General features: G+C 52.6%; 13 protein-coding genes. 8 read left to right on the top strand and 5 right to left on the bottom strand.

From position 1 onward, the window contains the following. Positions 1–240: 240 nt before the first annotated feature. The 3 genes from ACYVH9_RS21845 to ACYVH9_RS21835 all read right to left on the bottom strand — a co-directional run bounded on the left by ACYVH9_RS21845 (position 241) and on the right by ACYVH9_RS21835 (position 2,237). A complete protein-coding gene (locus ACYVH9_RS21845; protein ID WP_460638529.1) occupies positions 241–951 on the bottom strand; it encodes a hypothetical protein in 711 nt (236 codons plus the stop codon). 364 nt (positions 952–1,315) lie between these two features. Next, the gene (locus tag ACYVH9_RS21840) at positions 1,316–1,705 is read right to left on the bottom strand and encodes a DUF5991 domain-containing protein (protein ID WP_460638528.1); all 390 of its coding nucleotides are present in this window, start codon (positions 1,703–1,705) and stop codon (positions 1,316–1,318) included. Between the two features lie 220 nt (positions 1,706–1,925). Continuing rightward, positions 1,926–2,237, bottom strand: coding sequence for a hypothetical protein (locus ACYVH9_RS21835; RefSeq protein ID WP_460638527.1), 312 nt, complete (start codon positions 2,235–2,237; stop codon positions 1,926–1,928). 312 nt (positions 2,238–2,549) lie between these two features. Between ACYVH9_RS21835 and ACYVH9_RS21830 the strand changes: the two genes are divergently transcribed. The 3 genes from ACYVH9_RS21830 (at position 2,550) to ACYVH9_RS21820 (ending at position 9,338) form a co-directional block, all read left to right on the top strand. Further along, complete coding sequence (locus tag ACYVH9_RS21830; RefSeq protein WP_460638526.1) at positions 2,550–2,810, top strand: hypothetical protein; 261 nt, start codon at positions 2,550–2,552, stop codon at positions 2,808–2,810. Between the two features lie 246 nt (positions 2,811–3,056). Continuing rightward, positions 3,057–5,942 (top strand): sugar-binding domain-containing protein, encoded by a 2,886-nt coding sequence (locus ACYVH9_RS21825; protein WP_460638525.1) that lies wholly within the window; start codon positions 3,057–3,059, stop codon positions 5,940–5,942. A gap of 30 nt (positions 5,943–5,972) precedes the next feature. Further along, on the top strand, positions 5,973–9,338 hold the full coding sequence (locus tag ACYVH9_RS21820) for a DUF5107 domain-containing protein (RefSeq protein ID WP_460638524.1): 3,366 nt from the start codon (positions 5,973–5,975) through the stop codon (positions 9,336–9,338). Here the strand turns inward: ACYVH9_RS21820 and ACYVH9_RS21815 are convergent. Continuing rightward, entirely contained in the window at positions 9,335–10,231 is an 897-nt protein-coding gene (locus tag ACYVH9_RS21815; RefSeq protein ID WP_460638523.1) for an AraC family transcriptional regulator, read from the bottom strand. The two genes, ACYVH9_RS21820 and ACYVH9_RS21815, sit on opposite strands and share 4 nt — an antisense overlap. Positions 10,232–10,328: 97 nt before the next feature. Here ACYVH9_RS21815 and ACYVH9_RS21810 point away from each other — a divergent pair, with 97 nt between their 5' ends. The 5 genes from ACYVH9_RS21810 (at position 10,329) to ACYVH9_RS21790 (ending at position 21,571) form a co-directional block, all read left to right on the top strand. Further along, complete coding sequence (locus ACYVH9_RS21810) at positions 10,329–11,669, top strand: sugar porter family MFS transporter (protein ID WP_460638522.1); 1,341 nt, start codon at positions 10,329–10,331, stop codon at positions 11,667–11,669. 172 nt (positions 11,670–11,841) lie between these two features. Then, positions 11,842–14,901 carry a SusC/RagA family TonB-linked outer membrane protein gene (locus tag ACYVH9_RS21805; protein ID WP_460638521.1) on the top strand — a complete coding sequence of 1,020 codons (3,060 nt, stop codon included), beginning with the start codon at positions 11,842–11,844 and terminating at the stop codon, positions 14,899–14,901. Positions 14,902–14,931: 30 nt separating this feature from the next. After that, positions 14,932–16,497 (top strand): RagB/SusD family nutrient uptake outer membrane protein, encoded by a 1,566-nt coding sequence (locus ACYVH9_RS21800; protein WP_460638520.1) that lies wholly within the window; start codon positions 14,932–14,934, stop codon positions 16,495–16,497. 77 nt (positions 16,498–16,574) lie between these two features. Next, the gene (locus ACYVH9_RS21795; protein ID WP_460638519.1) at positions 16,575–19,898 is read left to right on the top strand and encodes a VCBS repeat-containing protein; all 3,324 of its coding nucleotides are present in this window, start codon (positions 16,575–16,577) and stop codon (positions 19,896–19,898) included. Positions 19,899–20,047: 149 nt separating this feature from the next. Continuing rightward, positions 20,048–21,571 (top strand): DUF4832 domain-containing protein, encoded by a 1,524-nt coding sequence (locus tag ACYVH9_RS21790; protein ID WP_460638518.1) that lies wholly within the window; start codon positions 20,048–20,050, stop codon positions 21,569–21,571. Positions 21,572–21,653: 82 nt separating this feature from the next. On the opposite strand, the gene ACYVH9_RS21785 is transcribed toward ACYVH9_RS21790, so the two are convergent. Beyond that, on the bottom strand, positions 21,654–22,766 hold the full coding sequence (locus ACYVH9_RS21785; RefSeq protein WP_460638517.1) for an acyltransferase family protein: 1,113 nt from the start codon (positions 22,764–22,766) through the stop codon (positions 21,654–21,656). Positions 22,767–22,837 lie beyond the last annotated feature (71 nt).

Below are 22,837 nucleotides of genomic sequence, written 5' to 3'. Positions count from 1 at the left end.
TGCGGCTTCTTTCAGGATTGATTCCCGGTGTTCGGGAGTAAAAACTCGTTTTTCTTTCTTCATTTCCTTAAAGTTAGTGACAAATCCTTTTTAGATTTTGTCTCCAACTATTTAAGGGGCTAAGACAGTTATAAAGAAGGCCAACTAATCCTACCATTTTTTTAAAGCCCCGAATCTAAATCACGCATTGTGTGGGCGTCATAACCTATTCAACTGACAATATTTTGCAAGGGTCAATTTTTATTTAGCCTCTATCAAACATTTGATTGACTGCTGAAAGATGTCCTGATTTTCCGGTTTCAATGCAACAGCAAACCGATGTAATTGATAGTTAGTCATGCGGTTTTCCGCCAGAAGTTCCAAATCATTCTGTGACAATTTAACAAAAACCATATAGACTTTTCTGGGATCATTTTGAACGTTGGATTCCATGATATGCCCTGCCAATTCTTGCTGATTCTTCTCAATTTTAGCTCCATTTTCCAATTTAAGCGTTAACATAAAATTGTAAGGAAGTTTTGATTTGCCCAACACTTCAAGTCTAAGCAAGTAGTTAGTAGTGCCTTTAGACATGGATTTAGTGGCTTCAATCGGCTGGTTGAGCAAGGTCGTTCGAAAGCCGATACGACCTTCCTTTTTATTTTCGTTCCGGGCAAGCAGGTGGCTACAGTGCTGAGCTGAAACCGTTAAAGGCACGAAGGATAGCACATAGATAAGGGCGGAAAGCTTAAGAAGGGATAGCATAGCTTCTGGAGGCAGGATGATAGTAAGCGAATTTAGAAAGAATACTCCTAACAACGAACAGTCTAACAAACCTCCGAAAATCAAAACCCGGCAAAATAGTTGCCGGGCTTGAAAGTTCAACTCTATTTTTAGCCTAAGCTCGGCAACAATAGGTTTTTCATAAAAAAATAAAGGCTGAATAACTGATATTGGGGGCTGAAATGGCATATTAAACAGTCAAACAGAATTTTGATAGAATCTTTTTCCAACCTGCAGTGGAAAATAAACCCTCCTTATACCCAACCATCACCAAGGATCAACTGTAGAAAGAGCTGAATGGACCTTGCGGCTGAGTTCTACCGAGAACCCGGCTTCGGCCCGTTTGCTAATCGTTTGAAACGCCAGGTTAGGGTAGCGGTTTTACTGGCTGTGGAATGTATAATGGTTGTTAACTCTGAGGATGAACTTTGGATAGCCGGACGGCCTTTGCTTTCCGGCTATTTTTATGGAAATAAAAAAGCCCATTCCTGCCAGACAGGCTCCAATAGTTGAGATGCGACAGCAGCATAGCTGGATTTGCTTCCCAATCCTGTCAACGTTTACGCATGGCTATTTTTCCATCGAACACCTGCTGCCATTGCCAATCCACTTTTCCTTTTTCACGCGTTAAAATCACGAATGGATCGTTTAGTTTCACGCGGTTTGCGGCATGAAAAGCGCCTTCCAGGGTAGATCGGTAATACACTTTTAAAGTGCTGGGGTTGCCCGTTGCCCAACACTCCAGGCGGTAGAACGTTTGCACCCCTGTTGCGTGAATTTCACACAGATTCATCCCCCGGTATTGATCCTTGACCCGGATGGTGTAAGTCACGCCATCCGGGTGCTCACCCGACCATTTCCCCAGCCATCCGTCCGTCTGCCGGAAGCTAAGCAGCGCGGAAAGCGTAATCAATAAACCTAATACAGCCGATAGTTTGTGCATAGCGACGATAACTGTTATGAATCATTCATTTCCAGTTGACAACCAAATGGGCTAATTTGTTTCGGTTTTCCGTGATATACGCACACCTCCCCGGCCGCGACCAGAATTTGGACCATGAGAAGGGAGCGTATAAAAAAACGGGTCGGATGATGATTTTGGCGAAAGCGCGGGCGTACAAGCTAATCGTGAATGGCGGAGTTGCCAGAAATCCGCTATGCTATTATACCATGCTCTGCGATTCAACCGGAACGGTCACTAACTCATCAATAATTTGCCGGATCATTTCATCGGTCATGGTCCCAACTTCTGCTTTAGGGAAATAGAGAGTCGTTAGCTGATCCGGTCCAATCTTAATGTCGAGCGAAAAAACCTGTCCATAATAGGGAAGGTCGGCAAATACAAACTCCTTGAAGTAGAAGGACTGCTTTACTAACCAATTGATTTGAGGAAGCGTCAGGCTTTCCCATACTAGGCGAACCGAATGATCCAGTAAGCGGTATTTTTCCGGAGTGGGCAGTGGTTGGTAGTTCATTGATACGAGGTTGGTCTACAAAGTTCCGAAAACAAGAGCTTTATTGACGCTATATTTTTTATTTTGTTGGCAAACTGACAAAAATCCCACCAAAACCAGCTGGTTTACAAACGCTAACCGTCACCTATTCTTTTTCGACTGGAATCCCCGAGTCTCGTTCAATCGAAGCAACTTACTTTACCTGGCGCCTACCCTTACTTACTATTTTTGGCCGTCTGTACACTAGTATACGTTGTTGATAGCATCTTTTGAGATGGCAAAACGAATAGACTATAACTTGCTGGCAACCGTAATCATAAAAACCAGAACGCCGTGTTTACCTCCATCCGCTCGTACATTCGCCTGAGCAAACTCGCCAAAGCCCTGAATGAGGCTCATCAGAACCAGTTCGATGATGAACTGAAAGCCTTAAGCGCCTGTACTAAAAAATTTCGCCAAACCGGCAAAAAACACGCCGTAGTTAAACACGAGCAACACGATTTTTATTACGTAGTGGGTAGCCGATCGGCCCAGGCACTAACTGAAGAGGGCTACAGCATCCTGCAACCGTACAAACACTCCGCAACGATATAAAATCAGGCGTTCACACACTTCGAAAAACTGGTTACTTTTTACGTAATGGCCTGACCTACTGATCTGGTGGCAAGCCAGTTACTCATCGTCTGGATCTGCTAACTGGCCGGTTGTCCATTCTCTAGCCGTCACTCTGCCGTTAAATTATCCATCTTTTTCCCAATTAGTGCTATGGTTTATCGGATATAAACTTGTGTTTTTTGCATACCATTCTGATACACCTTCCGCCGTTAACCCTTACTGTGTATGCAAAAATTATGGCCAGGCATCAGTGCCCTTGTGCTCGCGATCTGGTTTATCGCATCAAGTCGGGTCCTTGCTCAACAAAAACTCTCGTTGGCCGGTGAGTGGCAACTTCGTCTGGATCCGGACGATCTGGGTGTACGCCAGCACTGGTGGCAACTTGAGTATCCCGACCGGGTGACGCTGCCCGGTTCGCTCACGGAAAACGGCAAAGGCAACAAGGTCACCCTGCAAACGCCCTGGACAGGTGACGTTTTTGACAGTACGTACTTTGTCTCGGACCGGTATCAAAAATACCGGCAGGGAGTCATCAAAATCCCGTTCTGGCTTAAGCCCGTTACATATTATGCCGGTCCGGCCTGGTACAAACGGCAAATCGACATTCCGGCGGACTGGGCTAAAAAACAGCTCACCTTAAACCTGGAACGCTGTCACTGGGAAACGATGGTGTACGTCAACGGCCAATTCTGCGGCACCCGCAACAGCCTGGTTGCCCCCCACCAGTTCGACCTGAGCAAAGCCCTGCGCCCGGGCCGGAATACGATTGTGGTGCGGGTGGATAACCGCTACCAAATGCACATCGGCCCCAACTCCCACAGCGTTGCGGACCACACACAGACCAATTGGAACGGCCTGGTTGGCGACCTCTCCCTAACCGCCGGATCACCGACGTACTTTGAAGACGTTCAGGTCCATCCGAAACCTGGAGCCCAAGCCATTGACGTAAAACTTGCTTTGCAGCAACCCCGGCGTCAAACCTTTCGGGGCAAGATTATTCTCCAGGCCAAACCCCTGCAACCGAACGCAACGACCTTGCCCAACCAGGAGCAACCCGTCAATTTTTCTACCGAAGAAACCACCGTTACGGCTACCTATGCGATTCCAAACCCGCAGCTTTGGGATGAATTTACCCCCAACCGATACCAATTACGCGCCCAGTTAATCAGCGATCAGGGCGAGGTACTTTCCGAAAAAACGGTACCGTTCGGGATGCGCGAAATGGGCACCAACGGCACCCGGCTGACCATCAACGGGCGGCCCATTTTTCTGCGGGGTGACGTCGATTGCGCGGCTTTTCCGTTAACGGGTTACCCGCCTACCACCGAACCCTACTGGGAAAAAATCATGAAAACGGCCAAAGCGTACGGTCTGAATCACCTGCGCTTCCATTCCTGGTGCCCGCCCGAAGCGGCTTTCGAAGTGGCCGACCGGTTAGGCGTGTATCTGTACGTGGAAAGTCCGCTCTGGGCCAATCAAAGCAGCGCCGTCGGAACCGGTGGCGTGATCGACGACTTTATTTACCGCGAATCGGAGCGCATCCTGAAAGCGTACGGAAATCATCCATCGTTCTGCATGATGTCGTATGGCAACGAACCGGGTGGCGCTTTTCAGTCGGATTTTCTGGGCCGCTGGGTCGACCATTTCAAACAGAAAGACAGCCGGCGACTCTACACCAGCGGAGCGGGCTGGCCGATGCTGCCCGAAAACCAGTTCCACGTTCACTCCGACGCCCGGATTCAGCAGTGGGGTCAGGGTGTCAACAGCATCATCAACGCCAAGCCTCCCCAAACCGGCTACGACTGGCGGGAGATCATCCAAAAGGCTTCGGCCCCGTACATTAGCCACGAAATTGGGCAGTGGTGTGTCTACCCAAATTTCAAGGAGATGGTCAAATACAAGGGTGTGGTGAAGCCGACCAATTTCGAGATTTTCAAAGAAACCCTCGAAGAGGCAGGCATGGGCGATCAGGCCGAAGCCTTTCTGCACGCGTCGGGCCGGTTGCAAACCCTCTGTTACAAAGCCGACATTGAAGCGGCCCTGCGCACGCCCGGTTTTGCCGGTTTTCAGTTGCTGGGCCTGCACGATTTCCCGGGCCAGGGTACGGCCCTGGTCGGGGCGCTGGACGTATTCTGGGAATCGAAAGGTTACACCTCTCCGGAAGAATACCGGATGTTTAACAACACGACGGTTTTGCTGGCCCGGTTGGACAAGCTGATTTACGAAAACAATGAAACGCTACAGGCCGCGCTGGAAATAGCCCATTTCGGTGCCCAGGAGTTGCAGAATCAAACCGTGACCTGGCAGGTACTCGATGCCGCGGGGAAAATCAGGCAGAGAGGCACATTGCAAAAAGAGCGGGTTGCCATCGACAACGGGCAAACCGTCGGCACCGTTCAATTGCCGCTGTCGGGCTTCAAAAAACCGGAGATGCTGACGTTGAAAGTAGCCCTGAAAGGTACGAACCTTACCAACGCCTGGAACTTCTGGGTGTACCCGGCGGGCACCAACCCTGACGCGGCCACGGGCAAGGTGATTGTCACCCACTCACTGACTGCCTATGTTGTCAACCAGTTGCAAAACGGGGCCAACGTGTTATTGCTGCCCTACGGGCATGTCCGAAAAGGCAAAGGTGCCGAAGTGGAAATTGGCTTTTCGAGCGTATTCTGGAACACATCGTGGACAAAAGGCCAGGCGCCCCAGACGCTGGGGCTGCTCTGCGATCCGGCACACCCGCTGTTTGCAGCCTTCCCGACAGAATCCAGCAGCAATTACCAGTGGCAGGATCTGGTCAGCCACTCCCAAACAGTCATTCTCAACGGTTTCCCGAAAACGCTCCGCCCCCTGATTCAGCCGATTGATACCTGGTTTGAAAACCGCCGGTTGTCGCTGGCGTTCGAGGGGCGGGTCGGCAAAGGAAACCTGCTGGTTTGCAGCATCGATCTGGAAAAGGACTTAGCCCAGCGACCCGCGGCCCGCCAGCTGAAATACAGCCTATTGAACTATATGAACAGCAGCCGGTTCAAGCCGACCCACGCGCTTTCGGTCGAGCAGATCAACCAATTGTTTCAGCAGGAAACCACGCTGGTTAGTCCCGTCCAAAAGAAATAAACAAACCTATCATCTCCGCTAAACGAATTTATGGCTTTGCAGGAAGTACATGTGTGGGAAGAATCGGTTATCATTCCCACCTACGGTGTTGGGGCTCCCGAAAAAAATCCGATGTTTCTCGAAAAGCGGGTCTACCAGGGCAGCAGTGGCGTGGTGTATCCGAATGCCGTCATCGAGAAGATCGACGACCACAAGGAAGACCGGGTGTATCAGGCTATTTTTCTCGAAAACCGCTACCTGAAAATCATGGTTTTGCCCCAGCTGGGTGGCCGGATACAGATGGCGTACGACAAGGTCAAAAACCGTCATTTTATCTATTATAATCAGGTCATAAAACCCGCACTTGTGGGGTTGACGGGACCGTGGATTTCGGGCGGAATCGAGTTCAACTGGCCGCAGCACCACCGTCCCAGCACGTTCGAACCGGTGGACTACACCACGGAAGCCCATGCCGATGGCTCCAAAACGGTGTGGGTTAGTGAAGTGGAGCGAATGTTTCAGACGAAAGGAATGGCGGGCTTCCGACTGTACCCCGACAAGGCGTACCTGGAAATTCAGGGCGTGCTCTACAACCGCACCCAATTGCCGCAAACCTTCCTGTGGTGGGCCAACCCCGCCGTCAAGGTCAACGATCACTACCAGTCCGTGTTTCCGCCGGATGTCTATGCGGTGTTCGATCACGGAAAACGAGACGTTTCGGCCTTTCCGATTGCGAAGGGAACGTACTACAAAGTGGATTATGCACCGGGCACTGACATTTCTCGTTATGCAACGATCCCGGTACCAACCTCGTACATGGCCGTGGCCTCGAAGTACGACTTCATGGGCGGCTACGAACACGACAGCCGGGGCGGTTTGCTGCACGTGGCCGATCATCACCTGTCGCCGGGCAAAAAACAATGGACCTGGGGCAATGGCGAATTCGGCTACGCCTGGGACCGCAACCTGACCGACGAGGACGGCCCGTACATCGAGCTAATGACCGGCGTGTTCACGGACAATCAGCCGGATTTTTCGTGGATCATGCCCAATGAAGAGCGGCAGTTTACGCAGTATTTCATGCCATACAGTGAAATTGGACTGGTCAAGAATGCCACGAAAGAAGCCGCTGTTAATTTGGAATGGACGGCAAAAACCGTCAAGATAAGCGTCTATGCAACCGCCGTTTACGCCGGTGCCACGGTCCAATTGACTCAGAACGGAAAGGCTATCCTTGAGAAAACCGTTGATCTGGCGCCCGAACAGCCTTTCCTCTACGAAATCAACTACCCGGTGATAACCCCAGCGGAACTACGGCTGGTCGTTAAAACCGTTGACGCGATCGAACTGGTCACGTACCAACCCGAAGAAACCGCAGAGCAGACCATTCCGGATCCGGCCCAGGCAGCCCAAGATCCCGCCGACGTGGAGAATAACGAGCAGTTATACCTGACGGGTTTGCACATCGAGCAATACCGACACGCGACTTACGTGGCCACCGATTATTACCAGGAAGCGCTCCGGCGCGATCCCGGCGATGTCCGGAGCAACAACGCAATGGGGCTCTGGCTGCTTCGACGCGGACAGGTTGCCGAAGCTGAACCGTATTTCCGGCGGGCCATTCAGACGCTGACACAGCGCAACCCCAACCCCTACGACGGCGAACCCTATTACAATCTGGGGCTTTGTCTGCAACTGCTGGGTCGCTACGACGAAGCGTACGACGCCTTTTACAAAGCCACCTGGAATGCGGCCTGGCAGGGCACCAGTTTCCTCGAACTGGCCCGCATTGCCACGCACCGGAAAACGTACGATAAAGCGCTGAAGCTGGCTGAGCAATCGTTAATCCGCAACTGGCACGGCCATTCGGCGCGGCATCTGAAAGTGGCTTTACTACGCAAAACCGGGCAGACGGCAGAAGCCCGACGGCTTATCGACGACACATTGGCTCTTGATCGGTTTCACTTTGGTTGCCTGTTTGAGAAATCGCTCCTTGAGCAGACAGATGAGCCGTCGAAAGCGGCCCAAACACGCCGGGAGCTGAATACGCTGATGCGGCATTACGTCCATAATTACCTGGCCTACGCGCTGGATTACAGCCGCGCCGGACTGTACGACGAAGCTATTGCCCTGCTGTCGGAATGGCAGCCGTCCGGGCAAGCCGTTTACCCGATGGTGTACTATTTCCTGGCCCATTTCCATCATCAGTTGGGCCAAAGCGAAACCGCTCAGGAATATCTTAAAAAAGCAACAGACGCTAGTCCGGACTTTGTGTTTCCCAACCGGCTGGAAGAGTTGCTCGTTTTGCAGTGGGCGACTTCGCAAGTCCGTCAGAATCAGCCCATCAATCACGCCCCCACCTGGTATTTTCTGGGAAATTTCTGGTACGCCAACCGCCAGTATGACGAAGCCATTGCTGCCTGGGAACGCTCGGTTAGCCTGAAGGATACCTTCCCGACAGTCTTCCGAAATCTGTCGCTGGCCTATTATAACAAACGGCGGCAGCCCGAACAGGCCCGGACGGCCCTGGAAAAGGCATTTACGCTGGACCCGACCGATGCACGGGTGTTCATGGAGTTGGATCAATTGTACAAGAAGCTAAACCACCCGCCCGCCGAGCGACTGGCACTGCTGGAAAAACACCGCGCCATCACCGAGCAGCGGGATGATTTGTATCTGGAGCGAATCACCCTGTACAACCAGCTGGGCGATCACCAGAAAGCCCGCGATTTGTTGGCCGCCCGGCAATTTCATCCCTGGGAAGGGGGCGAAGGCAAAGTAGTGGGTCAATACCTGATTTGCCACCTCGAGCTGGCCAAACAGGCGCTGCAAAACACCAATTACGCCGAAGCGCTGACGCTGCTGGAAGCCGCCGAAACCTATCCGCCGAATCTGGGTGAAGGCAAATTATTTGGCGTTCACGAACCCGACATTTTTTACCTGAAAGGCCTGGCTTATGAAGGACTGGGCGAATCGAAAACCGCCCAAGGCTATTTTGAGCGGGCGTCGGTGGGGCTGGAAGCGCCGGTACAGGCCGTCTTTTACAACGACCAGCAGCCGGACAAACTATTTTATCAGGGGCTAGCCCGCAAAAAGCTGGGGTTGCACGAGCGGGCCGAATCCCTCTTTACCCGTCTGATCGAGTACGGACAGGCGCACCGTAACGACTCCATCAAGATCGACTACTTCGCCGTTTCACTACCCGATCTGCTGGTATTCGACGCTGACCTGAACGAGCGAAACCGGATGCATTGCGATTACCTGATGGGATTGGGTTATTTAGGCTTGGGCAGCAACCACACGCAGCAGGCGACCGACTGCTTTGACCGCGTTCTGGCGCGGGATGTCAACCACCAGGGAGCTGCGGTGCATCGGAAGATGATCCATTTTCTGGCTCTTCTGGAAGTAGCAGGTTAGGCTTTCCGGCGCTGGCGAAATTCACGGGGCGACACGCCCATGACGTGCGAGAAAACCCGGCTGAAATGGTAAGGGTCGCTGTAGCCGATCTGGTAGGCCACTTCCTTGATGCGGAACCGGGTGTTTTCGAGCAGGCGACAGGCTTCCTGAATTTTCAAAAAGGTGAAAAAGTTGATGGGCGCACTTTGTACTTTGGCCCGAAAAACCGCCGAGTAATGAGAAGCCGACATGCCCGCAACCTGGGCCAGCTCTTCCAAACTGAGCGACTTACTCAGGTTTTCTTTCATAAACGAGATGGTCCGGCTGACCGGGTCATTTTCCGGTTGAACGAGGGTATTGGGGTTGTAAACCGCCGTGTTGAACGTCGCCAGAAAACGCGCCAGGCTGCTGTTGGCGTAAATAACATTATCCAGGTTAAACGACATTTCAACGTGCGCCAGGATGTCGTCAAACAGTTGAAACCGTTCGGGCTGGGGAGAAACCGTTACCGGAGCAAAATCGTGCTCCGGCTTGTCACGGTCCGACTTCAAAAAATCTAAAAAATGATGCGCCCGCGAGCCCGTAAAATGCAGCCAGTATATCGTCCAGGGGTTCCGGGCATCGGTGCCATAGCGGTGAGCCAGTTCAGCCGGCAGGATAAACATCTGGTTGGGCTTGACGCTGTATTTCTGTTCGTTGAGAAAATACCAGCCTTCCCCCTGAACACAGTAAATCAGAATGTGCTGGGGGCTGCCTTTCCGGCGTTCGCGGTCGTGAAAAGCCGCTTTCGGGTAATACCCAATGTCGGTGATGTACAACGTTTCGCAAAGGGGATGAACGGCGACCTGTTTCTTCAGATCACTGGGCAAGACGCAGCTGCGTTGTCCGGCAAAGCCTTCCTTCTTCCTGATCATATCGCTTTTTACTGGGGTACGGGCTAGGTGAAAGTCCGTAAAAATACAGAACAGTCTCCTTTTCTTGCTCAATTTTCAATTTGTTCCAACAACCGTCATGGCAACCAACGGTCTTAATGCAAACTATATTTTCGGCATTGCCTTTATTTCGGCGCTGGGCGGCTACCTGTTCGGCTTTGATTTTGCCGTCATTTCGGGCGCACTGCCGTTTCTTCGCACTTATTTTGGGCTGACGGCCTGGTGGGAAGGCTTCCTGACCGGTTCGCTGGCCTTGGGCTGCATGGTCGGGTGTCTGCTGGCGGGCACCCTGGCCGACCGTTACGGGCGCAAGCCGGGACTGATGGTAGCTGCCCTCATCTTTGCGCTATCGTCCCTTGGTATGGCTTTTTCCAGTACCCTGTCTGTTTTTATCGCTATGCGTTTTTTTGCCGGTATTGGCGTCGGCATGGCATCTACGTTGAGCCCCTTGTACATTGCCGAAATCTCGCCGGCCGAAGTGCGGGGTCGTAACGTGTCGATCAACCAGTTGACCATTGTTGTTGGGATTCTGATTACGAACCTGGTGAACTATAACCTGGCCGATCAGGGGCCTGACGCCTGGCGCTGGATGTTCGGCTTGGGTGCGGTACCGTCGGCCTGCTTTCTGTTGGGCGTTTTCTGGCTGCCGGAAAGTCCGCGCTGGCTGGTGCAGACCGGAAACGTTGGTCAGGGTGAAACCATCTTGCGCCGGATTGGCGGGGATGCTTTCGTCCAGCAAACCGTTGCGGCCATTAACCGGTCAAAAGAAACAACCGGGAAGTCTTCGTTTGCACTGCTGTGGGAAAAAAGTGTCCGCCCGGCGATTTTTGTGGGCATGGGATTAGCCGTTTTGCAGCAATTGTGCGGCATCAACGTGGTATTCAACTATACCTCCACCATTTTTGAGACCGTCGGTGCCAACCTGGATCGCCAACTTTTTGAAACCGTTGCCATTGGTGTGGTCAATCTGGTGTTTACGCTGGTGGCTATGTGGCAGGTCGACCGGCTGGGCCGAAAACCGCTGATGCTCATCGGCACGCTCGGCCTTTCCGTACTGTACGTTATTATTGCTACGCTGCTCAAAACCGGCGCGTCGTCGGGGCTGCTGTCGGTGTTTGTACTCCTGGCCATCAGCGTGTATGCAACTTCCCTGGCCCCCATCACCTGGGTATTGATTTCGGAGATTTTTCCGAATCGCGTTCGGGGACTGGCGCTGTCGGTGGCGGTGCTGGCGCTGTGGGGCTCTTACTTTGTGCTGGTTTTCACGTTTCCGATTCTGGCCGAATGGCTGGGCACGTACGGCCCCTTCTGGCTGTATGCCATAATCTGTCTGCTGGGATTCTGGTTTGTCCGGCGCCATGTCCAGGAAACAAAAGGAAAAACACTGGAAGAGCTGGAAGAAACTTTTATCGGCCATTGAAACCGTAAGATTATCCATCTTAATCCCTATTCTCGCCATTGATTTCCCCAGAGCCACCCCTAATCTTTGTATTTTTGGAATTAAGCAAATAACTATTTGGACTTTACCGCGCCAACTGACTATTTTCACTCCTGTTCCCGAATCCTTAACTAAACCCTTAGCCGTTTCTTCTATGCATTTCTCTCTACGGTGTCTGCAAACGATCTTGTTGCTCGTTTGCTTTACGCTCACCTCCTTTGCCCAAAACCTGATCAAGGGACGGGTCATGGATGAGCGAAACGAAGGAATACCCGGTGCGACCATCACAATCAAAGGAACGACCCGGGGCACGACAACCGACGCAGCGGGTGCGTTTCAGCTCAACGCCAGCCCGAATGAAACGATGGTGTTCAGCTACGTTGGCTACACCACCCAGGAAATTGCCGTGGGCAATCAAACTACCCTGACCGTTCGGATGACGACCGACAATCGCAGCCTGGAAGAAGTGGTTGTAGTGGGATACGGAACCGTGCGGAAAAGCGACCTGACCGGTTCGGTATCCACCATCAAGGCCGACGCCATCAAGGAAATGCCCGTAGTATCAGTCGATCAGGCCATTCAATCGCGGGCGCCGGGGGTACAAGTAACGCAAAGCTCGGCAGCACCGGGCGGAGGCATTTCCATCCGGGTGCGGGGTGCCAACTCCATCAACAGTGGGAGTGAGCCGCTGTACGTCATCGACGGTTTTCCGATGTACCCCGACAACGGTGCGATGGGAACAGCCGGTAACCGGCAGGCCAGCAACGCAATGGCCACCATCAACCCCAACGAGATTGAATCCATCGAAATTCTGAAAGATGCTTCGGCGACCTCCATTTACGGGTCACGCGGGGCCAACGGCGTCGTGCTCATTACGACCAAACGCGGGAAAGAAGGTGCCAGCCGGGTGGACTACGAAGGTTCGTATTCGATCCAGCAGATTGCCCGGCCTATTGAGGTGCTGAACGGCGCAGATTATGCCCGGTATCTGAATATTCTGGAACGCAGCCAGGGCGGTAGTCCACGTTTTACCGACGCGCAGATTAACCAGATTGGCGAAGGCACCAACTGGCTGAATGCTATTACACGAACCGGTGCCCTCTCCAACCACCAGCTTTCGTTTACGGGCGGTACAAAAGGGACGCGCTACGCCTTCGTGGGCAACTACCTGAGCAATCCGGGAATTGTTAAAAACACCTTTTTCAAACGCTACGGTTTTCGCCTGAACCTGGACAACGATTTTCTGAACGGCCGGGCCACGCTGAGCAACAGTTGGTCGTATAATCGCACGGGGAGCAGCAACGTCGCCACTGACCGGGGCGGTCCGGGCGGGATCATCATTACCGCCCTGGGCCTGGACCCTACCGTGGCCATTTACGACCAGAATGGTGCTTACAACTACCCCAGCTACGACCAGCGTTTCATCATCAACCCGCTGGCCGAAGCGCAGGAAGGGTACGACCGGGACAATATCAACCGCCTGTTTGGCACCACCGCCCTGACCATCAACCTACTGGAAGGGCTGAAATTCCGAACGAGCCTGGGGGCCGATGTGGTTACTGCCGAACGCACCACGTTTTATAATAACTATACCTACACGGGTCGGCAGTATGCGCGGCAACTGGAACGCGCCAACCGTAACGTCAGCAGCATTCTGAACGAAAACATCCTGAGCTACAACAAGCAGCTTCGCCCGGGCCACAACCTGGACGTGACGCTGGGATACACCTACCAGCAGGAAAGCAACAAGCTCAATTCAGCCTCCACCCGTGGGCTACCATCCGATGACCCGCTGTCGGTGAACATGCAGAACGGAAGCCGCCCGCAGGTTCCCAACTCCGGACGGCTCGACTGGACGCTGGAATCGTTTCTGGGCCGGGTCAACTACAACCTGAAAGACCGTTATCTGTTGACCGTTACCGTTCGGCGCGATGGCTCGTCCAAGTTTGGCCCCAGTAACAAATGGGCCAATTTCCCGTCGGCGGCCCTGGGCTGGCGGGTGGTCAACGAAAATTTTTTCCAGAATTCCGGCCTGAGCAAGGTGTTCGACGATTTCAAGTTCCGGGCCAGCTACGGTTTGACGGGTAATTCGCAGATTCCGGTGTACCGATCGCTGGCGGGTCTGGTGCCGTACAACTACGTACTGGGCAACACGCTGGTGGCAGGGTACGGCCCGAATCGGATTGCCAACCCCGATCTGAAATGGGAAAGCACCGCCATGCTGAACCTGGGTCTGGATTTATCACTGCTGAACAACCGTCTGTCGATGACGTTCGACGTGTTCAACAACAAAACCACGGATTTGCTCCTGGACGTTTCCATTCCTCAGAGTACGGGTTTCAGCACCATCATGCTCAACTCCGGCTCACTTTCCAACAAGGGTTTCGAGTTTTCGACGAACTACAAAATCTTCAATAGCTCGGCCTGGAAGTGGGACGTAAGCGGGAACATTTCGATTCTGCGCAACGAAATTCTGGACCTGGGTAAAAGTACGCCTTTCTTCGCCAACAGCACGAGCGGCCACCTGGGGGTTTTTGGTAGCTGGGTGGAAGCGGGCAATCCAATCGGCATCTGGAAGGGCTATAAGTACGTTGGCCTGTTCCAGTCCGACGACGAAGGCAAAAGCTTTGCGGCCCGTGCCGGGTATCCGAAATACGAGGACGTAAACGGCGACGGCAAATACACTTCCGACGATTACGTGACGATTGGTGACCCAAACCCGAAATTTACCTGGGGGCTGAATTCCAGCGTCAAGTTTAAGAACTTCGACCTGGCCATTTTCTTCCGGGGTGTTCACGGCAACGACGTGCGTAACCTGCAACAATCGGAGATGGGCGACGGTGTGCAGAAAATCAACCAGATCGGCAACATCCTGACCGATTCTTGGACTCCCGAAAACCCGAACGCCAGCCGCCCTGTGATTGACGGTCGCCGGGATTTTATCTCGTTCCGTCGGTCCTCGTTCTTCATTCAGGACGGTTCGTTTGCCCGGCTTCAAAACCTGGCGCTGGGCTACAACCTGCCGCTGAATACCAAGTACATCCGCAGCGCCCGGATTTACGCCAGTGGGCAGAATCTCTTCCTGATTACCAAGTACAAAGGCTTCGATCCGGAAGTAAACAACCAGGGCCAGAACAACCTGAACCGGGGGGATGATTACGATGCCTATCCACGCGCCCGGATGTTTACGTTCGGCGTCAACCTTGGTCTGTAAGAACGCTAACCCTTCAATCGCAAAAGACTCATGAACCTGTTTCATTCTACCCGACTCAAATCGCTGCTGCTGGTGTCAATGCTGGCCGCGGGCGTGGGCTGCTCGGACTTAAAAGAGACCCCGGATTTTATTAATCCCGATACGTTTTATAAATCAGCCAACGAACTGCAATTGGGCGTCAACGGAATTTACGACGACCTGAACTCCGGCTACTCCGGTTATTTCTACGATCGTTATGTGTTCGAATGCCTGACGGGCGACCAGATCGGCTGGGAAAAGGGCCCGTTGCAGTACAACCTGGGCAACGTCAGCACCGCCGATGAATACATCGAAGCCTACTGGCAAATCAGCTACCGGTCCATCAACCGGGCCAATGCCGCCATTGAGATTGCCGATGGTATGCAGGACCCGGCCAACGATGCGTTGGTGAAACGGCTGAAAGCCGAAGCGCAATTCCTGCGGGCGTTCTATTACTACGGTTTGTTGATTTACTTTGACAATCCTCCGCTGACGATCAAATCGACCAAAGGCATCAGTGATTTACCGTCCAATTCGGGCGGCAAACGCGCCGTCATTGATCAGATTTACGCCGATGCCAAAGCCGCTGCGGACGTGTTGCCCGCTTCGTACTCGGGTGCCGACGCCGGGCGGGCGACCAAATGGGCCGCCAAAGCGATTCTGATGAAAGCCCAGCTCTGGGACGAAAAATGGGCCGACGCCAAAACCACGGCCGAAGACATCGTCAACAACAGCGGTTTACAGCTATTTGAAAACTTCGGCTACAATTTCGACCTGGCACACGAGAACCAGGGCGAACGGCTTTTCGAAGCGCAGGTATCCGCCGGAGCCAACGCCAGCGAATGGAATGTACATTCCGCGCACTTCAACCCCGAAGATTACCCCAGTGAACTGGGCGGGGCAGGCTGGAGCTGGTTGAGTGCCACTCAGGAATTCCGGGCCTCGTACGATCCGAAAGACAAGCGCATTGATGCCACCTTCATCGAATCGTACCCGACGGGGCGGTTTGGCAAGGTGGATGGCCAGTACCCCGTTGTGAAGTGGAGCCCCAAAGCCGATTTCAACTTGTCACGTTTCGGCGGAGTGGTGAAAGCCGACGCCAATCCGAAAGATCCTTCGCAGTTGATTTTCGGAAAAGCCTGGGCCGGCAAGCTCGTCGAGCTGGGCATCAATTACAACAACACTGAAAAGAATACCATCTACCTCCGGCTGGCCGACATCCTGCTGGGTCATTCCGAAGCCTGCAACGAAAGCAATTCGGGCGACAAATTCATGGGTATCAACAAAGTACGGGCACGGGCTGGGCTGGCAGCGTTGAGCGGATTAAGCCAGTCGGCATTGCGCGATGCGATCATCAAAGAGCGCGAACAGGAGTTTGTGTTCGAGCAGGTCATGTATCCGGAGTTACGCCGGAAAAGCAAATTTGGTGGGCAACCGGATTACCTGGGCGACCATATCAAGCATTACATTACCAAATACAGCGTCGGCCGAACGCTCAAAGCCCGCGATTATGTACTGCCCCTGCCACTGAAAGAAATTCAGGGAAATCCGAATGTCAAACAAAATCCGGGTTGGTAGGCGACAACCTTCCATCGATCAGAAAGGGGCTTGCAAAAGCCCTTTTTTGATGCCGATTTTTTAGCGATCTTTCCCTCATGAAGTACCTCTTTTTCTGCTCGGTTTTCCTCGTCCTCCTGGCCTGCGAACAAAAACCCGGCACGCTGTTTACCACCTTATCCGCATCCGAATCGGGGGTCCGTTTTCGGAATACCGTGACCGAAAATGATTCGTTCAACCTGGTCGATTACTACTACGTTTACAACGGCGGTGGTGTAGCCGTCGGGGATCTGAACAACGACAGCCTTCCCGATCTGTACTTCACCGGCAATCAGGTTGGCGACCGGATTTACCGCAACACCACGAAACCCGGTTCTGACCATCCGACATTCGAAGATGTGACCAGCCAGGCCGGCCTGAAAAACGGAGGCTGGTCAACGGGCGTAACGATGGTCGATGTCAACGCCGACGGTTTGCTGGATATTTACGTCTGCAAGTCCGGAAATTATGCGGGTAGCGGGCGAAAAAACCAATTGTACATCAACCAGGGAAACTTCCGTTTTGAGGAAAGCGCCGAGCGCTACGGCCTGGCCGACAGCAGTTATACCAACCAGGCCGCTTTTTTCGATTACGACAAAGACGGCGATCTGGACGTGTACCTGCTCACCAGCACCAACCTGATTCGCAACCCCAACCAGGTTACGCCGGTCATTGCCGACGGTTCCGGGCTGGCCAATGACAAGCTGTTTCGCAACGATTCTGACGCTTCCGGCCCCCGATTTACCGAAGTGACCAAACCCGCCGGAATCCTGCACGACGGTTTTGGACTGGGGCTCACCATCGCCGATTTCAACGGCGATGGCTGGGAGGACATTTACGTCGCGAACGATTTTCTGGCGAACGATTTTCTGTATGTAAACAACCAAAATGGCACCTTCGACGAGGTTAGCAAAACGTATTTCAAACACCATAGCCAGTTTTCGATGGGCTGCGATGCCGCCGACATCAACAACGACGGGTTAACGGATCTGGTGGTGGCCGATATGCTCCCGGCCGATAACGAACAACGCAAGAAAATGGCGGGACCGTCCAACTACCAGCAGTTTGAAAGCATCGTCCGGCAGGGCTACCACCCGCAGTTCATGCGCAACATGCTCCAGGTCAACGGCGGCAAAGCCCCCGATGGCCACATGGTGTTTTCGGAAATCGGGCAGTTTGCCGGGGTGTCGGCCACCGACTGGAGCTGGTCTCCCCTGCTGGCCGACCTGGACAACGACGGCTGGCGGGATCTGGTCATCACCAACGGTTATCTGCGCGACATTACCGACCTGGATTTTGTGTCGTTCAACAACGCCTTCGCCCGCGATGGCAATCAGACACCCGAGGAAATCAACCAGTATTTGCGGCAGGGCGCACCCAAGATGCCGAGCATTCGGAAAGCCAACCGATTTTTCCGTAACAACCGCGACCTGACGTTTGCTGACGTAACTACGGACTGGTTCGGCACGGAAACCTCCCTTTCGAACGGGTCAGCCTACGCCGACCTGGACCGCGATGGCGATCTGGATCTGATTATCAACAACATCAATCAGGATGCTTACATCCTGCAAAACAATACCGTCAACCGGCATTACCTGCAAGCTCACTTAACAGGCCCGGCGCAGAACCGGTTTGGCCTGGGTGCCAACGTGACGGTTTTCGCAAACGGCTTGACGCAAACGCATCACCAAACCGTGACGCGCGGCTTTCAATCGTCGAGCGATTACCTGATTCACTTCGGTCTGGGAACGGCCCAAACCGTTGACTCCTTGTCCGTAACCTGGCCGGACGGCAAATCACAAACCATCAGAAACCCGGCCATTGACCGGATTATCGCGCTGGACTACCGGCAGGCCCAGCAAACCGTTTTGAAAGCCGAAAACCCTCCTGCAACGCTGCTGACGGATGTTACCCAGGATACCGGTATTCAGTTTGTCCACCGCGAAGAGTCGTATCTGGATTACAACCAGGAACCGCTGTTGCCGCATAAACTCTCGCAGCAGGGCCCCAAACTGGCGGTAGGCGACGTAAACGGCGACGGTTTGGAAGACGTGTTCGTGGGTGGTTCGTTCCGGCATTACGGCAACCTGTTGCTTCAATTGCCCTCCGGAAAATTTGTCCAAAAAGCGTATACCGACGAATCCCAACCCAAAGACGAGGAAGATGTGGGTGCATTGCTGTTCGATGCCGACGGCGATGGCGACAACGACCTGTACATCGTTAGCGGTTCCAACGAGTATTTCGACGGTTCGGCTTATTTCCAGGACCGGCTGTACCTCAACGACGGCAGAGGAAATTTCCAACTGGCCACCGACCGATTGCCCACAATTCGGCACAGCGGGTCGTGTGTACGGGCGGTGGACATCGACCACGACGGCGATCTGGATTTGTTCCGGGGCGGTCGGCTCAAAGCCTTGCAATATCCCCTACCCGGTGAAAGTTACCTGCTGATCAACGAAGGCGGTCGGTTTCGGGATGCCACCAACGAGCTGGCCCCGGACTTACGGACAATCGGCATGGTAACCGATGCCGTCTGGGCTGACCTGGACCGCGATTCGTGGCCCGACCTGCTGGTGGTAGGTGAACTCATGCCGATAACGGTTTTTAAAAACAACCGGGGGAAACTAATCCGTCAGGCCAGCGATGCTCTGACGAATTCGGACGGTTTCTGGAACTGCATCCGGGCGGGTGATTTCGATCATGATGGCGACCTGGATTTTGTGGTTGGAAACCTGGGCCTCAACAGCCGTTACCGCATGTCACCGAAAGAGCCTATGCGCGTGTACGCGGGTGATTACGACGGCAACGGACGGATCGACGCCATAGCGTCTTACTACCTCAATGGCGCAGAATACCCGATTGCCTCCCGCGACGAACTGGGCAAACAGTTACCCCTCATTAAAAAACAGTTTACAAACTACGCCCAGTACGCCAAAGCGAAGCTTACGGACTTATTACCCCCCGACCGGCAAAAAGGCAGTCCGGTTTTGCGGGCCTGCCAGCAACAAAGCATGTTGCTCGAAAACACGGGAGGCCGTTTCCGGCTCAAACCGCTGCCTGCCCTGGCGCAGTGGGGGCCTATTCAGGATTTCTGGGTCGAAGACGTTGATCAGGACGGCCATCTCGACGTTCTGGCGGTCGGTAACGCCCTGGATGCCGAGTCGGTAGCGGGCCAGTATGATGCACTGACCGGTGTGGTCCTGAAAGGGGATGGCAAAGGAAACTTCCGGCCACTGCTTTTCCCACAAAGTGGTTTTCTAGCGGATGGTGACTGCAAAAGTGTTATTGGGCTCAACGGGCGGGGTAAACGGCTGTTTTTGGTATCCACCAACCAGGGTGCCCTGAAAGTATTTGGCACCCAGCATCGCAAGTCGCCAAATTAAACCAACGATAAACCGGTCAGGTCCTGGAGACAGGATGGCCCAGAAGGGATCACCTGACCGGTTTAAAATCAACTTTATCCATTGTAAATCTGGGCACAGACCCCGAAATTCACGCTTTGTTAACGTCTCCCTCCTAAACGTAGCTCTCCGTGAATAATCGGTTGTTCCACGCTTTTATCCTGCTGTTGAGTAGTCTGCCCGCAGTTATTTTCCCAACCCCCGGTTTTGCCCAGACCAAACGAATTGTCTATCAAGAAAGTACGCAGGATTTCCCCAATCCGGAGCGGGGATTTTACCTGCCGTTCGGCACCAGCACGGAAAAGTTTACTCCGCTTGATAAAACCGTTCTGCAGAAATACCGGAACGAAGCACAACAACCCAAAAGCGCCAATTATTCATTTTTCTGTTCCCTCATTTACCGCGCTTACCGACTCGAACGCTTTAAGGACTCGCCCATCGATGCGGATTTTCTGCAAAAAATTCAGGACGATTTCAACACCGCCCGTTCAGCCGGCGTCAAGTTAATCCTACGGTTTTCATATACTGACAAGACGCATTCCGGCACCTGCGTCGACGAATACAAAATTTGCCCTCCCTACGGCGACGCGAGCAAACCGGTTGTTTTACAACACATCGCCCAGCTCAAACCGTTGTTGCAGAAAAACGCCGACATAATCGCGGTGTTGCAGATGGGGTTTATCGGTATCTGGGGTGAAAACTACTACACGGACCACTTCGGCGATGCTTCGCTCAACCACCTCGGTATCATTCCCGACAGTAGCTGGCAAGATCGGAACGCGGTATTGCGGGCGCTGTTGGATGCCTTACCCAAAGACCGAATGGTTCAGGTCCGTACACCGCAGATCAAACAGCGGTTTGTCAATGGACCGCAGGCGCCGGTAACCCTGCCGGGTATGACCGCCCAGATGGCGTATGACCAATCCAATGTGGCCCGCATCGGGTTTCATAACGATTGCTTTCTGGCGAGCCCCGACGACTACGGGACCTTTTATGATTACGGCAATTCATCGACCAAACGCGGCCCCGCCAATGAAGTGCTTCGCCGGTATTTTGAACAGGACAGCCGCTATACCGCAGTCGGTGGCGAAACCTGCGACGACACCTTCAGCCCCCAGAACGATTGCGCCCCCGCAGGCCGGGCCGAACAGGAAATGGCGGCTATGCATTACAGCTACCTGAATGCGGCCTACAACAATACCGTCAACAATGATTGGCAGAGCAGTGGCTGTATGGCGCAGATCCGCCGAAATCTGGGGTATCGACTAGTCCTGGAAAACGCTCTGTTCCCCACCTCTGCCCGGGCAGGTCAGGCGCTTGCGTGCCAGATCAACTTAAAAAACGAGGGGTATGCTGCGCCGTACAATCCGCGTCCGCTTCAGCTAATCCTACGGCATTCGACGACCGGTGCCCTAACTGTATTGACCAGCCAGACCGACATCCGGCGATGGTTCAGCGGAAACATTCAGTGGAAAGAGTCGCTACAACTGCCTAAGGAATTGCCTTCTGGCCGTTACGAGGTGTTTATGAACTTACCGGATGCCTATCCGTCGCTGGCCCAGCGCCCCGAGTACAGCATCCGGCTGGCCAACGAGAATACCTGGGAAGCGGCAACGGGCTACAACCGACTGAACCACACGTTGTTAGTTAAGTAAGAAAACCATTGCTCTGCTCAGAGACGCAAAATAACGGCGTTAATGTAGAGTAGTAAGTAGATTTTAAATGCCAGGCAATTTATTAAACGTTGTGGGTTAGTTCTTTATCCGCCTTATACGGATTGAAGCTCATCTTTTTCTCCAGGAACAGCTTGCCTTTTATTTCTACATTATGGTATGTAAAGTTGGCAACAACAATAATCAGTGCTAAATACGGAATGATCATTAAGTCGTAAAGCAAAGGATTTTGCGTTTTTAGCATATTGATCAGGACAATTTTAAACAAAAACATGAGCATATAATGCGTCATATAAATGGAGTAAGACAATGTTCCTAAGTAATGAAAAATCTTCGTATTTAAAATGGAGGATAAGAAGCCTGCTTCAAATGAAAAAACCAGAATGGTAATAAAAAATGAAATCGGAATTAAAAACGTGTACTGAATCGGTACATACATAATCGAACCGACCGATATAATCAAAAAGATGATCTCCAGCTTTGAAAAAAGCCTTTTACTGGCAACGCTACGGCGGTTAATGTGCTCATAGCAAATGCAAGCCATACAGCCCATAAAAAAGCTATAGGCGCACCGCAATACGCCAAACTGCTCCGTTTTAACATCCAGATCGCCATGAATTAAATAGATCGCCAGAAGCATTATAGCCGAAAGAATGAGATAAACCATCAATTTATAACTGGGCTTATTCTTTCTTATAAAAATGATGGTAATACAAAACACGATATAGCTAAAAAACTCAGCACTAATTGACCAACTGGGCGCATTCCAGGAGCCCCAGAAAACGGGCATACCGTAGGATTGAATCAGGAAAAGATGGCTGATAAACGCGGCAAGATCGTTACGAGCGAAGGGAGGATTCTCAAACGGTATGAATTCAAACAATAGCATTTTGAATACTTCAACGCCCAGAAAGACGAAAAGCATAAAAAAATGAAGCGGATACAGACGAATCACCCGCTTTATCATAAACTTCCCTATCCCGCTTGGCTGTAAATTCTGGTAATTGTAATAGATGACGAACCCACTCAGCACAAAAAAAAAGTCAGTAAAGTAAGATGAGTGCGACACAAATCGGGTATACCCTACATAACCCGGGCCCGGAGCATAATGATAAACAGCAACAAGCAGCGCAAAAAGCCCCCTAAAACCGTCTAAAATGGCAAATCTTTTTTTCATGGACAATTGATACCGCAACCGAATAATATTCTATAAATCAACCGCTTACAACCATTCAACTGTATTCTAAT

Source organism: Larkinella harenae, assembly GCF_054780515.1.
Note: the sequence above shows the minus strand (reverse complement) of the source record. Positions and strands in the feature narration are given on the sequence as shown.